14 protein-coding genes are annotated in these 13,960 nt (G+C 62.4%); 3 read left to right on the top strand and 11 right to left on the bottom strand.

Translation table 11 applies throughout. The features are described from left to right. Positions 1–170: 170 nt before the first annotated feature. The 7 genes from ABWV64_RS05380 to trpS form a co-directional block, all read right to left on the bottom strand. On the bottom strand, positions 171–608 hold the full coding sequence (locus ABWV64_RS05380) for a GNAT family N-acetyltransferase (protein ID WP_353343239.1): 438 nt from the start codon (positions 606–608) through the stop codon (positions 171–173). After that, the gene (gene tsaB / locus ABWV64_RS05375; RefSeq protein ID WP_353343238.1) at positions 605–1,189 is read right to left on the bottom strand and encodes a tRNA (adenosine(37)-N6)-threonylcarbamoyltransferase complex dimerization subunit type 1 TsaB; all 585 of its coding nucleotides are present in this window, start codon (positions 1,187–1,189) and stop codon (positions 605–607) included. Before tsaB ends, ABWV64_RS05380 begins: the two co-directional genes overlap by 4 nt. Before the next feature lie 13 nt (positions 1,190–1,202). Beyond that, complete coding sequence (locus ABWV64_RS05370; RefSeq protein ID WP_353343237.1) at positions 1,203–1,769, bottom strand: NifU family protein; 567 nt, start codon at positions 1,767–1,769, stop codon at positions 1,203–1,205. Positions 1,770–1,934: 165 nt separating this feature from the next. Beyond that, entirely contained in the window at positions 1,935–2,390 is a 456-nt protein-coding gene (locus tag ABWV64_RS05365; RefSeq protein WP_353343236.1) for a universal stress protein, read from the bottom strand. Between the two features lie 125 nt (positions 2,391–2,515). Beyond that, a complete protein-coding gene (locus ABWV64_RS05360) occupies positions 2,516–3,001 on the bottom strand; it encodes a VOC family protein (protein WP_353344530.1) in 486 nt (161 codons plus the stop codon). Between the two features lie 156 nt (positions 3,002–3,157). Next, positions 3,158–3,820 (bottom strand): hypothetical protein, encoded by a 663-nt coding sequence (locus tag ABWV64_RS05355; RefSeq protein WP_353343235.1) that lies wholly within the window; start codon positions 3,818–3,820, stop codon positions 3,158–3,160. 235 nt (positions 3,821–4,055) lie between these two features. Further along, positions 4,056–5,108, bottom strand: coding sequence for a tryptophan--tRNA ligase (trpS, locus tag ABWV64_RS05350; RefSeq protein WP_353343234.1), 1,053 nt, complete (start codon positions 5,106–5,108; stop codon positions 4,056–4,058). Positions 5,109–5,202: 94 nt separating this feature from the next. Here trpS and ABWV64_RS05345 point away from each other — a divergent pair, with 94 nt between their 5' ends. Beyond that, on the top strand, positions 5,203–5,910 hold the full coding sequence (locus ABWV64_RS05345) for a rhomboid family intramembrane serine protease (RefSeq protein WP_353343233.1): 708 nt from the start codon (positions 5,203–5,205) through the stop codon (positions 5,908–5,910). On the opposite strand, the gene ABWV64_RS05340 is transcribed toward ABWV64_RS05345, so the two are convergent. From ABWV64_RS05340 to ABWV64_RS05325, 4 genes are all read right to left on the bottom strand, one after another. Then, on the bottom strand, positions 5,907–6,404 hold the full coding sequence (locus tag ABWV64_RS05340) for a GNAT family N-acetyltransferase (protein ID WP_502902636.1): 498 nt from the start codon (positions 6,402–6,404) through the stop codon (positions 5,907–5,909). The two genes, ABWV64_RS05345 and ABWV64_RS05340, sit on opposite strands and share 4 nt — an antisense overlap. Positions 6,405–6,488: 84 nt before the next feature. After that, positions 6,489–8,036: a murein biosynthesis integral membrane protein MurJ gene (gene murJ, locus ABWV64_RS05335; protein WP_353343232.1), complete on the bottom strand. Its 1,548-nt coding sequence runs from the start codon at positions 8,034–8,036 to the stop codon at positions 6,489–6,491. A 274-nt stretch (positions 8,037–8,310) separates the two neighbouring features. Continuing rightward, on the bottom strand, positions 8,311–11,076 hold the full coding sequence (locus ABWV64_RS05330) for a [protein-PII] uridylyltransferase (RefSeq protein WP_353343231.1): 2,766 nt from the start codon (positions 11,074–11,076) through the stop codon (positions 8,311–8,313). Positions 11,077–11,306: 230 nt separating this feature from the next. Further along, on the bottom strand, positions 11,307–12,506 hold the full coding sequence (locus ABWV64_RS05325; protein ID WP_353343230.1) for a penicillin-binding protein activator: 1,200 nt from the start codon (positions 12,504–12,506) through the stop codon (positions 11,307–11,309). Positions 12,507–12,596: 90 nt separating this feature from the next. Here ABWV64_RS05325 and rsmI point away from each other — a divergent pair, with 90 nt between their 5' ends. Then, on the top strand, positions 12,597–13,481 hold the full coding sequence (gene rsmI, locus ABWV64_RS05320) for a 16S rRNA (cytidine(1402)-2'-O)-methyltransferase (RefSeq protein ID WP_353343229.1): 885 nt from the start codon (positions 12,597–12,599) through the stop codon (positions 13,479–13,481). A gap of 9 nt (positions 13,482–13,490) precedes the next feature. Next, entirely contained in the window at positions 13,491–13,922 is a 432-nt protein-coding gene (locus tag ABWV64_RS05315; RefSeq protein WP_353343228.1) for a YraN family protein, read from the top strand. The last annotated feature ends 38 nt before the right edge of the window (positions 13,923–13,960 follow it).

Raw genomic sequence — 13,960 nt, 5'->3', positions numbered from 1 at the left:
GGGCAAACGGTTTACAAGGAGGGATCGCGGCCCGCGCGCGGCGGGCGCAGCCCCCCAGCATACGCGCAGATCGTCGTGATCCTGCACCGGATTAGGCCGCAGGCGCGATAAGGCGTCAACCGGTTTCTGACCATTTGGACAACTGGGGGCGCGATTTCGCGTCTTTGACCTTAGGCCAACTGCTTAACCATCAGGCAGGCATCTGCATCGGCGCGCCCTTTGCGCCGGTAGTAGGCCTTGCGGCGTCCGGTTTCGATATATCCGGCGCGCTGATAAAGCCCGCGGGCGGGGGCGTTGTCATCGGCGACGTCCAAAAAGGCCTGATCGGCGGCGCGCAGGCGCGCTTCGGCTTCAAAGGCTTGCAGCGCGGCGCGGCCAAAGCCCTGGCCTTGATGCGCCGAAGCGCAGGCAATCGTCAAAAGCTCTGCCTCGCCCGCCACAACGCGGCCAAGGGCAAAAGCGTGCGGAGCGGAGCTATTGGGCAGGGCGCAAGCAAAAACATGCGGCGAGGCCATCAGCGCGGCCAGTTCCTTTGCGCTCCACGGGCGGTCATGGATAAAGGCGGCCGCATGGATTACCGCGAGCCTGTCGGGCAGGCCCTCGGTCACGGTAAAATCACCGGCGCGGGGTCGCGCGGCGGGGCGGCATCGGCGGCGCGGATATAAAGCGGCGCGGGGGCGGGATGCTCGCGCGAGACGGCGAGGCGCGCGGCGGCCACGCGGGCGATGTTTTCGGCGAGTGTTGCGGCCTCGGGCGGCAGGGCCAGAGGGCCAAGGGCTTCGGCCTTGTCGCGCGGCAACAGGGCGGGCGCGGCGGGATCGGCATTGGTGTAAAGCTGGTCGCGGGGGGCGGGAACGGCGGCGATGGCGCCGGGCGCGTCAAAGGCGATGGCCGCAAAGGTCGACACGCCGATCGCTGGGGCCTTGGGCAGCGCCAAGGCCAAGCCCCGCGCCGCCGAGACCGAAATGCGGATGCCGGTAAAGTTTCCAGGCCCGACGCCAACGCCGATCCCGTCCAGATCCGCCCATGCCTTGCCGTGGCGCGCGAGCAGCTCTTCGAGCAGGCCCATCAGGCGCTCGGCTTGGCCGCGGCTCATGGGTTCGGCGCGCGCTTCGAGCAGCCTGTCGCCTTCAAGCAAAGCGGCCGCGCAATGCGCGGCCGATGTGTCAAATCCGAGGATCAATGCCATAGGGATGCGCCGGTCAAACTGCGACGGGGCGCACTTCGGTCACTTCGGGAATATAATGGCGCAGCAGGTTCTCGATGCCCATTTTGAGGGTCAGCGTCGAGGAGGGGCAACCGGCGCAAGCGCCCTGCATATGCAAATAGACAACGCCGCGTTCAAACCCGTGGAAGGTGATGTCGCCGCCATCTTGAGCCACGGCGGGGCGCACACGGGTGTCGAGCAATTCCTTGATCTGCACCACGATCTCGCCGTCTTCGCCGCTATGTTCGGCATGGCCCGAGGAGGGCGCCGCCGCATCCGAGGCCATAACCGGTTGGCCGGATTGGAAATGCTCCATGATTGCGCCGAGAAGGGCGGGTTTGATATGGTCCCAATCCACGGCTTCGGATTTGGTGACGGTGATGAAATCGGTGCCAAAGAACACACCTGCGACCCCGTCCACCGCAAAGATACGCTGTGCCAAGGGCGAGATTGCCGCGCCGGAGGCATCGGGGAAATCGGCGGTGCCCATCTCCAGAACGCTTTGCCCGGGGAGGAATTTGAGCGTGGCGGGGTTCGGGGTGGATTCGGTTTGAATGAACATGATGCGCCCTTTCTGGTTGGGTTCAGATATGCGCTCGGGCGCGGTCCGTGTCAAGGTTTAGAATGGTTCTAAACTGTGCGGCGGGTCTTTGGCTTTACCGGACCCAGCGCCTGATCGGCGGGCCATCCCTTTGCGATGCAGAGCGCGGCGACGGCGCCGCGCGCCTCAGGTGACCGCCTCGAGCCGCTCTTTGGACATATCGCCAGGCACGATGGTGATCGGGATCGGCAGGCTTCCGGCGTTCTTGGTCAGTTGCGTCACCAAGGGGCCAGGGCCTTTGCGGCCGGTGCCCGCGCCAAGCACCAGAACGCCGATATCGGGATCGTCCTGCACTTGGGCGATGATCTGCGCCACCGGTTCGCCCTCGCGGATCACCAATTCGGGGTCGATGCCCTGTTTGTCGCGCATCCATTTGGCGAAAACCTCGAAATGCACTTCGATCCGCTCGCGCGCCTCTTCGCGCATCAAATCCGAAACGCCGATCCAGTGGTTGAATTCGTCCGGCTCGATCACCGAGAGGATTTCAACGCCGCCGCCGGTATTGGCCGCGCGCATCGCCGCGAACCGCATGGCGTTGAGGCATTCGCGGCTGTCGTCCAGCACAACGAGGAATTTACGCATGATCGGTCTCCTTCGCGGCGGATCATGCCGCAGGCAGCGCAGCGGGGCAATGGAGATGATGAGGCGCGGCGCAGCGGCGCAAGGGGGCGGTTGCCGCGCAACATAGGCCGCGCGGCGAAGGTGGCTTAGGCCGCCTCGGCCAAAAGCGCCTCCAGATCGAGCGGGGCGTTGACCATTTTGAGCGTGCCGCTGTCGTCGCGGGGCCAATCGGCCTCGGCGCGGTCACAGTAGAGTTCAACCCCGTTGCCGTCAGGGTCCGACAGGTAGATCGCCTCCGATACGCCATGATCGGCAGCGCCGTCGAGTGCGATCCCCGCCTCCAGAACACGGCGCAGCGCATCGCCAAGCGCGGCGCGATCAGGGTAGAGGAAGGCGGTGTGATAGAGGCCAGGGTGGCCGCGCGGCGCGGGGCCTGCGCCTTGGCTTTCCCATGTGTTGAGCCCGATATGGTGATGATAACCGCCCGCCGACAAAAACGCCGCCTGAGCGCCATAGCGTTGTTGCAGCTCGAATCCGAGCACGCCGGAGTAAAAGCCGATGGCGCGTTCGAGGTCAGAGACCTTGAGGTGGACATGGCCGATGCGGGTTTGGGGGTGGACAGGTTTGGTCATCATTGCCTCGCGTTTGGGGTGCGAGGAAGATGGCATCTGCGCAAATTATGCACAATTGCGAGAATATAGAGAGACATGGTGCGCGGGTGCGCAGTGGCGCGGCAAAGCCCCCCAAGGGTGCAAGAGCGCACCCTTGGAGGTCTTGCTCATTTGCGCTTAGGCGAAGGCGGGGTTTGCCCCTTTGCGGCGGCGCAGGCCAAACAGCGCCGCAAGCCCCGTCAGCAAGCCCCATGCAGCGGCGGGCAACGGAACGGCAGGCGCGGCCATGGCGGAATAGGTTGCCGAGCGGATTTCATCGCCACGGTAATATTCCCAGACAAGAAACTGGTCACCGATGGTCGTGGCCGTGCGCGAGCCGAAAAACATATCGGCAGTGCCACCGTCATGTTCGCCGAAGATGCGGAAGGAGAGCCGCGTCGGATCTCCCGCCGTGATATCGGTATCGGTCCACAGATAGGCCTGTGTGCCTTCGGGTCCGTCGAGGAAGGTCGGGATCACGCCTGCGCTCCATGTGGCGGATCCAAGCATCACATCCTCAAGAACTTCAACGGTTTGATAGCCATACCAGTCGTGGGTCACGCCCGCTTCGCCCGTGGTGTAAACGATCGCGCCTGCGGTATCGACGCGCAAGGAGACGGTGACCGACCCGTCATAGGGCGATAGGCCAAAGACGTCGTCATCGCCGTCAACTTGGCCATCAACGGGGTTTGTGCCGAAATCGGCGGCGGTCCAAGAGCCGGTGATGTCGAGGTCGATGACGGCAGCATTTACAGACAGGGGAAGCGTCGATAGCACGAGTGCCGAGAGAAGATGTTTCATATCTCATTCCTTTAAATTGGGTTGTCAAAAATAGTCAGTCGTAAAAAATCGGACCCTGTGCCCGGTCATGAAATGACGACCGGTGCAGGGGTAAATCGGGCCGAAAATTGCGACCGTGGCTAAAAATAACCCAAACCGGCCCGAGACGCAATTGATCTCGGGCTGATCCGGCGCGTTGCTGCGTTCTTGCTTGTTTTTCCGCCGTCCCCCTGCCTTAGCGGGACGGCGGTCTGCGTCAGGCTTTGGGCACCACCATACCGACGATATCGTAGGTTTGCGCGAGGATCGGGGCTGCGATCTGGCGGGCGCGGGTGGCGCCTTTGGTCAGGATGCGGTCGATCTCGTCGGGATGCTCCATCAGGCGGGCCATCTCGGTGCTGATCGGCGAGAGTTTGGCGACCGCCAGATCGACGAGCATCGGTTTGAATTGCGAGAACTGCTTGCCGCCCGCTTCGGCCAGAACCGCATCGACGCTCATATCCGCCAATCCCGCATAGATGTTCACCAGATTGCGCGCCTCGGGGCGATCTTCCAAACCCTTGGCCTCGGAGGGCAGGGCCTCGGGGTCGGTTTTGGCCTTGCGGATTTTCTTGGCGATGGCCTCGGCGTCATCGGTCATATTGATCCGGCTGGCGTCCGAAGGGTCGGATTTCGACATTTTCTTCGACCCGTCGCGCAGGCTCATCACCCGCGTGGCCGCGCCCTCGATCACCGGTTCGGTCATCGGGAAGAAATCAACGCCGTAATCGTGGTTGAACTTGGCCGCCACGTCGCGCGTCAGTTCGATATGCTGCTTTTGGTCCTCGCCCACGGGGACATGGGTGGCGTGATAGACCAAGATATCGGCGGCCATCAGCGCGGGATAGGCAAAGAGGCCCAGCGAGGCATTCTCACGGTTCTTGCCAGCTTTGTCCTTGAACTGCGTCATGCGGCTCATCCAGCCCATGCGCGCCACGCAATTGAAAATCCAGCCCAATTGCGCGTGTTCGGGCACTTGGCTTTGGTTGAACAGCATGGATTTGGCCGGATCGAGGCCCGCCGCGATGTAACCTGCGGCCAATTCGCGGGTTTGGCGGCGCAAGGCATCGGGGTCTTGCCAGACGGTGATCGCGTGCAGATCGACCATGCAATAAAGCGTCTCGATCCCGCTTTCTTGCATATCGACAAAGCGCTTGATCGCGCCAAGGTAATTGCCAAGGGTCAAACCGCCCGAGGGCTGGATGCCTGAAAACACGCGGGGGGTGAAGGCTTGTGGGCCGCGGGATTGCGTTTGGACCGCATCCGTCATGATGTCTCTCCATCTGGATTTATCTGAGGCCTTGGCTTACCTAGGGCCCAGCGGCCCGTCAAGCGAAGGCCGAAGCCCGAGGAGAGAGCCGCCGATGCAAACCCCGCCCCATAGGCCCAATAGCGGCCCGAACGCCAGCCCCGTCAACCCGATGCCGCCCTTTGTTGTGGCGCTGTTCTTGCTCATCGCGGGGATCGAGATCGCCTTTTCGGCAGGGGCGCGGGGGCTTGTCGGCGGGCCAGGTGCGGTTGGATGGCGCTTGGAGGCGGTGCAAGCCTATGCATTCTCCGGCGATGTGTTCGGTTGGATGCTCGCCAACGGGCAATACCCCAAAGAGCATCTGATCCGTTTCGTCACCTATCTGTTTGTGCATGGCTCCTTTACGCAGGCGGCTTTTGCCGGTGTGATGCTGTTGGCGCTGGGCAAATGGGTGGGCGAGGTGTTTGGCGCCTTGCCGACCTTGGCGGTGTTTTTCGGATCGGGCGTTTTCGGCGCGCTGGCCTTTGGGCTCTTGACCAATGATCCGGTGCTGATCGGCGCATTTCCGGCCGTTTACGGGTTGATCGGGGCCTTTACCTATCTGCTGTGGGTCAAACTGGCGGCCACGGGCGAACATCAAGGCCGCGCCTTTTCCCTGATCGGGATGCTGATGGCGATCCAATTGGTGTTCAGCGTGATTTTCCCCAATGGCAGCAAGGATTGGGTGGCCGATCTGGCAGGGTTTGCAGCGGGGTTTGCGATCTCGCTTCTGGTCAGCCCTGGAAGCTGGCACCGCATCCGCGGCAAGCTGCGCCGCGACTAAGCGGTTTCAAGGCGGAATTTAACGAAGGTTTCGCCGCCGTGGGTGACTTGCCCGATGCGGCGCGCGCCCAGCCGCCCCAGCGGGCGCAGATGGCGGCGCGTGGGCGGCAATAGAAAGGTCACGAAAGGGATGCGCGGATCGCCTCGGGCATAGGCCAGAGCCTGCCGCGCGATCCTTGGCCCCAATCCAAAGACCTCGGGGCGCAGCACAAGGCCGAAATCCCATTCGGCCTCCGCGCCACGGCCCTCGCGCTGAAACCCGCCCCAGCCCAGATAGCGCCCGCCGCGCGCAAACCCCCAATGACCCAATCCGTTTTCGGCCCATGTGGCCTCTTTGGCGGCGACAAAGGCCTCGGCCTGCGCGATGTCCCATGGCGTCTTGAGCAACGGCATGTGTTCCGCCATACGCGCATCGGACATATGGGCGGCAATATCGGCGCGGTCAAAAGCACTCAGGCGCAGAAAATCGATGGTCTTGTTGGTCATGGTCTGCATCGTGGTGGATTTGCGGCGCGGCGCAAGGGGGGGCTTGGCTTCGGCGATCACATCGGCGTGCCCATCACAATGGCGTGCTTGCGCTCACCCTTTGCGCCGCCGCATCGCGCCTTTGACTTCGGACAGATGCAGCGCGCCGACCATTTGCGCGATGGCGAAATACCCGATGATGCCCACCGCGATCAAGACCACCAGCGCCCCATAGCGCAGCCCGCTCATGGCCAAAAGCGGCGCCAGCACAAGCTGCGCGCCGTAGAGCAGCGCGCCCATGGCGAAGGCGGCGATCAGGATACGCCAGATGCGTTTGTGATAGCGCGCGTCAAAGCGGGCCACCTCGCCAAAGCTGCGGCTGCCGAGGATCAGCAACGCAACCATGCCCCAGCCCGCTATCGTCGTCGCCCAAGCGCAGGCGATCCAGCCGATAGAGGGGCTGAGCCCGAAGGCGATGACGGCATTGATGATCACCGCGATCACCGCAAACCGGAACGGAGATTTCGTATCGCCGCGCGCAAAAAACAGCGGCTGTAGCACTTTTTGCATCACGAAGGCGGGCAGGCCGAGGCCGTAAACGGCGACGGCTTGGGCCATGGCGGCAGTGTCGGCGGTCCCTGTTGCGCCGCGCTCGAAAAGTACCGAGACCAAGGACAGGGGGATCACCACGAGGGCCACGGCGGCGGGGATGGTCAGCGCCAAAGAGATTTCCGCCGCTCGGCTCAGCGCCTCGCGCCCGCCCGCATCATCACCGGCCTGCAAGCGGCGCGACAGGTCGGGCAGCAAAACGATGCCCACGGCAATGCCCACCACTCCCAGCGGCAATTGATAAAGCCGGTCCGCAGCATAGAGCCAGCCGACCGCCTTGTCGAAATGCGAGGCGACCTGTTGCCCGACCAGAAGGTTGATTTGCATCACCCCGCCCGCCAGCGCGGCGGGCACGGCGACTTTGACGAGCGCTTTCATTTGCGGGGTCCAGCGCGGGCGCTGGGGCCGGATGCGCAGGCCCGCCTTATCCGCCGCGCGCCAGACCAGCCCAAGCTGCGCCGCGCCGGTGAAGGGCACGGCCCAGACCAGAGCCGTGGCAATCGGCCCGTCCAAAAGCGCCGCGCCGATCATCGCGCCGATCACCCCGATGTTGAGCAAAACAGGCGCAGCCGCGGCAGCGGCGAAATGGCCCGCCGCGTTCAACACGCCAGAAAACAGCGCTGCCAGCGAGATGAAGAAAATATAGGGAAAGACCACGCGGCCAAATTCGACCGTCAGATCGAAGCGCTCGGAACCGGCAAAACCCGAAGCCGTGGCCCAGACCAGCGCCGGCATGAACAACAGCGCCAATGCGCAAAACAGCATAAGCACAAAGGCCAGCCCGCTGAGCGCCTCGCGGCAAAACCCGATGGGGTCGTCATCCGCTTCGAGCCGTTTGGAAAACATCGGCACAAAGGCGGCGTTAAACGCGCCTTCGGCGAAAAAGCGGCGGAACATATTGGGCAAGCGGAAGGCGGCGACAAAAGCGTCCAGCACCGGACCAGGACCGATGTAGGCCAGCAAGATCACCTCGCGCAGCACGCCCAGAACACGGCTTGCAAGCGTCCAGAACCCTACGGTCAGGAAACCCGACATCAAGCGGATCGGTTTCATGGGCGGCGTCCTCATACCCTTGCGCCCCTGCGCGGATGGCGGCGGGGCGGCTGCTCGTGGGGCCTCGTGATGTGGGCGCCCTATGGAGACGGGTATACCAAGCGCGGCGCGCGCCGCCTATGGGAAAAACACAGCGCGAGATCGGGGCGAGGTTGAGCGAGCGCGCGGCGGCGCCTGCACGGGCGCAGGCGGTTTGCGCTGTGCCGGTCGTATGCGCGGCCTCGCATCGCGCCGAGGCGGGCAGCGGCGCGATGGTGCTAGGACAAAGATGTCGCTACGACAAAACGGCCTGCTTTGCCCCTTGCTCGATCGCTTCGCGCAGCTTTTTTTCCAAAGAGGCGCGCTTGGACTCGGAGTAGTATTTCAGCCCGAACATATCCTTGACGTAGAAGGTATCGACCACCTGCTCGCCATAGGTCGCGATGCCCGCATTGGCGATATAGACGTTGTTATTGGCCATAGTGCGGGCCAGATCATACAAAAGCCCCGGACGGTCGCGGGTGTCGACTTCGATGATGGTGTAAATCTCCGATCCCTCGTTATCAAAGGTGATCGAGGTGGGCACATTGAAGGCGCGCTCGCGCTTTTTGATCTTGTCGCGCGACTTGATCGCATCGCGGGCGACGACCTCGCCTTTGAGGGTCTTTTGGATCATCGTGCGCAGCCGCGGCAAGCGCTCGGCCTCGAAAGGGTGGCCGTCGGCGTCCTGTATCCAAAAGGCCGCCGTGGCATAGCCGTCTTTCGACGTATAGGTGCGCGCATCCACGACATTGGCCCCGACCAAGGCCAAGGCACCGGAAAGGCGGCTAAAGATACCGGGGTGATCGACCAGAGCAAAAAGCGCGCGGGTGGCGTCGCGGTCCTCGTCAGGGTGCAAATCAATGCGGATTTCGTCGTCATCGATCCCGTCGAGCATGGTCGCAAACAGCGCATGGGCGGTGACGTGCAGACCTTGCCAATAGGGCGGGTAGTGGCGGTTGATCTCGACGCGCAGCTTCTTCTCGGGCCAATCGGGGAATTCGGCGCGTAGGTTTCGCTTGGCTTCGGTGCCGCGTTGCTCGCGGTTGAGCGCCTCGAGCCCGTGTTCCAAGGCGACGCGCGTTTGGCGGTAGAGCGCGCGCAAAAGCGAGGCTTTCCAGTTGTTCCAAACTCCCGGCCCGACGCCGCGAATGTCGCAGACGGTCAAGACGGTCAACAGATCAAGCCGTTTGACCGATTGCACGGCCTTGGCAAAATCGCGCACCGTGCGCGGATCGGCGATATCGCGTTTTTGCGCCATATCCGACATGAGCAAATGATAGCGCACCAGCCATTCGACCGTTTCGCTGTCTTGTTTGTTTAGCCCCAGTCTCGGCGCGACCTTGCGGGCGATCTGCGCCCCCAGCACCGAGTGATCAAGCTCGCGCCCTTTGCCGATGTCATGCAAAAGCATGGCGATATAGAGCACCTTGCGGTTGACCCCTTTCTCAAGGATTGAGGAGGCCACGGGGAGTTCCTCGTCAAGCTCGCGGCGCTCGATCTGGGCGAGGTTGCGGATCACCTGAATCGTGTGCTCGTCCACCGTGTAGCTGTGATACATGTTGAATTGCATCATCGCGACGATGGGTTCGAATTCGGGAATAAAGGCGGCCAGAACGCCCAATTCATTCATCCGGCGCAGGGCGCGTTCGGGGTTGCCGTGTTTGATCAGCAGGTCGAGGAAAATGCGCTGGGCTTCTTTGTCGTTGCGCATCGCATCGTCGATCAGATGCAGGTTCGCCGTCACCAGACGCATGGCGTCGGGGTGGATCAACATGCCCGTGCGCAAGGCCTCTTCGAAGAGGCGCAAGATGTTGAGCTTATTGTCCAAAAACACGTCCCGATCTGCGATCGCGAGGCGGTTGTTGATCACCTCGTAGAGGTCTTTGACCTTGGGCGTGCGGCGGAAAATCCGCTCTAGCAGCGGGCCGGATTTCACATGTGCCGCTTCGAGTTTGGTCAGAAAAATGCGGGTCAGGTCACCGACCGCCGTGGCGTGGCGGAAGTACTCTTGCATGAAGTGTTCGACCGCGCGGCGGCCGGTTTTGTCGCTATAGCCCATGCGCGCCGCCACCTCGACCTGCGCATCAAAGGTCAATTGGTCGGCGGGGCGATCCGCGATCAAATGCAAATGGCAGCGCACGGCCCAAAGGAATTCCTGCGCTGCGGCGAATTTGGCGTATTCGTCTTTGCGAAAGACCCCCAGATCGACCAGTTCTTGCGTGGTTTGCACCTTGTAGAGATATTTGGCGATCCAATAGAGCGATTGCAGATCGCGCAGCCCGCCTTTGCCTTCCTTGACATTCGGCTCGACCACGTAGCGTTGGCCGCCTTGTTTCTCATGGCGGCTGTCGCGCTCTTCAAGCTTGGCCTCGATGAATTCGCGCTCGGAGCCTTTGAACAGTTCACTCCACAGCTTTTGGTCCAACTCCTCGGCCAGTTTGAGATCGCCGCCAAGGGTGCGGTGCTCCAAAAGCGCGGTGCGGATGGTGAAATCCTCGCCGCCCAGTTTGATGCAATCGCGGATCGTGCGGCTGGAATGGCCGACCTTGAGGCGCAGGTCCCACAAGATATAGAGCATGGCTTCGATCACCTGCTCGGCCCATGCGGTGATTTTCGACGGGGTTAGAAACAGCAGATCGACATCGGAATGGGGGGCCATTTCGCCGCGCCCGTAGCCGCCGACCGCCACCAAAGCGAGGCGGTTTTCCGCGCCTTTCGGGGCAGGGTGCAAATAGGTCAAAGCGATGTCAAAGGTCGTCAGGACCAGACAATCGGTCAGATAGGTATAGGCCCGCGTCACCGGATCGGCGTCGAAGGGACGCGCGGCAAAGGCCTGTTCAATCGCCGCATTGCCGCGCTCTCGCTCGGCACTAAGCGCCTCGACCGTTGCTTTGCGCACAGCGGCGGGGCTGGTGTCCTTGGCAATTTGCGCATCCAGATGTGCGCGCAGGGCGGGGGCGTCAAAAATATCTTGCGCATCACAGATCAGGTTCTGCGGCGGGGGAGGCAATTTTGTCATCAAGCCTGTTCTTTTTTCTGGGCGTGCATGGGGCGGGCGAGGCCATGCATAGCGCGATCCGTCTTGGCGATGTGTTAACATGCGCATGAGGCAGGGAAAAGCGCGGCTTTTGCCACATCAGGGCCGGAGCGATGGGGTCTTGGCCAATGCAAATCGCGCGCCCCGCCGGTGAGCGAAGCGCGCGATCTATGCGTTTGGTCTTGGGAACGCGGCGGGCGCGGGCGGGGTGCTTAAAATCCGCCGCCAGAGAAGCCGCGCGGCGCGGGATCGAGGATCACGACCTTTTTGTTCTGGATCGTGGCCACCGCTAATCCGCGCTCGTTGGTGCCATTGGGGCGCAAACGGAACACGCCGCCGACGCCTTGGAACCCTGCGCTTTGCGTCAGGGCCGAGGCGGTCAATGCATCGGCCTTGCCAGCTTTGACCAATGCGCCGATGGCTGCGATCCCGTCATAGGCCAAACCGCCAATGGGATGGGGCGGGCTGCCAAAGGCGGCGCTGTAGCGCGATTGGAATTGTGCGGCCAAAGCGGGATCGGGCAAGGCAAACCATCCGCCCTGAACTCCTGGCAGATCGGTGGTTTGCGCGGGCACGTCCCAACGGGTCAGGCCGATGTATTGCATCGACGAGGAGGGCAGACCGGCCTCTGGCAACATTTGCGACAGAAGCGGCAGATCGGCATCGGAATTGGCGGTCATGAAAATCGCATCCGCCGCGCCGTTGGTGGCGGCGGCTTTGATCTGCGGAATGGCCGCGATCAACCCTTGTTGCGAGAATTCATAGCCTACGGATCCGGCGATGGCTCCGCCCGCGCGGCTCACCGCGCCCGAGATCGCCTGCGCCCCGAGCTGCCCGCCGATGTTATCGGCATGGGCGATGAGGATGCGTCTTTTGCCTTGGCGCGCGGCGTAATTGGCCAAACGGTTGGCCGTGTTGTCAAAGGTCGGGCCAAGCACAAAGACATTGCCGCCCGCGATGGTCACATTGTTGGAAAACGACATCACGTTGACGCCCGAAGGGGCAACCGCGACACCGGCGGCATTCGCGGCTTCGGCAAAGACGGGGCCGAGGATGATTTTGGCGCCATCCGCGACGGCCTGTTTCGCGGCGGTCTGCGCTTGGCCTGCGTTGCCCGCCGTGCCGTAAACGCGCAAATCGATTTTCACGCCGCTCAAATCGGTGATGGCCAAGCGGGCCGCGTTTTCAAGGCTTTGCGCCAGCAGGTCATCTCCGGGATTGCCCGATCCGCGCGGCACCAAGAGGGCGACGGGAACGGGGGCATTGGCGTCGATCTTTGGCCCGCCCGCCATGCCAGCCCCGGGAATCGCCAAAGGCTCACAAGCGGCAAGTGCGACGGCAGCAACAGCAGAGGCGACCCAAGGGATCACGCGGCGAAGGCCCTTGCGGGCGGGGGTTAAAACAGCAAACATAAGTAATCTCACTCCCTCGAGATCGGATGGCCCGTTCTGGGCCTTTGTTTCGAGACAATATAATAGAGACACAGAGGGGCGGGTCTAGACATGAATCCGAACAGCGCGGTTTACGGTGCGAAAAACGGCCCGCTTGCGGGCGGGCTGTATTTGATTGCAACGCCGATTGGCACGGCGCGTGATATCACGCTGCGCGCGCTTGATATCCTTGCCAGCGCGGATGTTCTGGCCGCCGAAGACACGCGCACGATGCGCAAGCTGATGGATATTCACGCGATTGCCGTCGGGGATCGGCCGATGCTGTCCTATCACGACCATAATGGCGGCAAGATACGCCCCAGATTGCTGCAATATCTGGCCGAAGGGAAATCTGTGGCCTATGGGTCCGAGGCGGGAACGCCGCTTGTTGCCGACCCCGGTTTTGATCTGGCCCGCGCGGCGCGCGAGGAGGGGTATCTTGTCACCTCCGCGCCCGGACCATCGGCGGTGATCACGGCGCTGACGATTGCCGGATTGCCGACGGATCGGTTCATGTTTGCAGGGTTTTTGCCAAGCGCCAAAGGACAGCGGAAAACCGCCCTTGCGGCGCTCAAAGATGTGCCGGCGACCTTGGCCTTTTACGAATCGCCCAAACGCATCGCCGCCATGCTGCGCGACGCGGCGGAGGTCATGGGCGAAGAGCGCCAAGTGGCCGTTTGCCGCGAGTTGACCAAGAAATTCGAAGAGGTGCTACGCGGCACGCTCGCGCAGGTCGCGCAGACCTGCGCCGAGAAAACGCTCAAAGGCGAGATTGTTGTGCTGATCGACCGCGGGCATTTACCTTCCATTAACCAGATTGAGCTAGAACAAGAAGTGAACAAAGCGCTCGCCGAGATGTCGGTGCGCGATGCTGCTGATGCGATTTCTGCGCGGTTTAACTTGCCGCGTCGGCAGGTCTATCAAGTCGCGCTGGAATTGGACAAAGGCAAAGTTTGAGGGGCCGGTATGAGCCTGCAGATGGAATTTGATTTCGCGGCGGCCCGTGCCGTGCCTTTGCCGCCTGCAGCCTTGGCGCGTCGCAGTCGGGGGCAGGTGGCCTATCTTTACGGCCGCGCCGCAGAAGAGGCCGTCGCGCGTCATTACCAGCGTGGCGGGTATCGCCTTCTTGAGGAGAGGTGGCGCGGAAAAAGCGGCGAGATCGACCTGATATTCGGGCGCGATGATGCGATTGTTGTCGTGGAGGTCAAGGCCAGTAGCAGCCACGCAAGGGCGGCTGAGCATCTGACCATCAGGCAGTTACAACGAATTTTTCGCGCCGCCTCCGAATACCTTGGCCATTGCCCGAATGGGCAATTGACCGAGATGCGCGTCGATCTGGCCACGGTCAATCGCTTTGGCGAGATCGAGACCCGCGAGGGGCTTTTCGCGGATTTCTGATTTGCCCTCAGCCCGAGCTTGCGCCATGTAAGTGGAGA

It is taken from the genome of Litorivita sp. NS0012-18 (assembly GCF_040371945.1).
GTDB lineage: Bacteria > Pseudomonadota > Alphaproteobacteria > Rhodobacterales > Rhodobacteraceae > Litorivita.
Note: the sequence above shows the minus strand (reverse complement) of the source record. Positions and strands in the feature narration are given on the sequence as shown.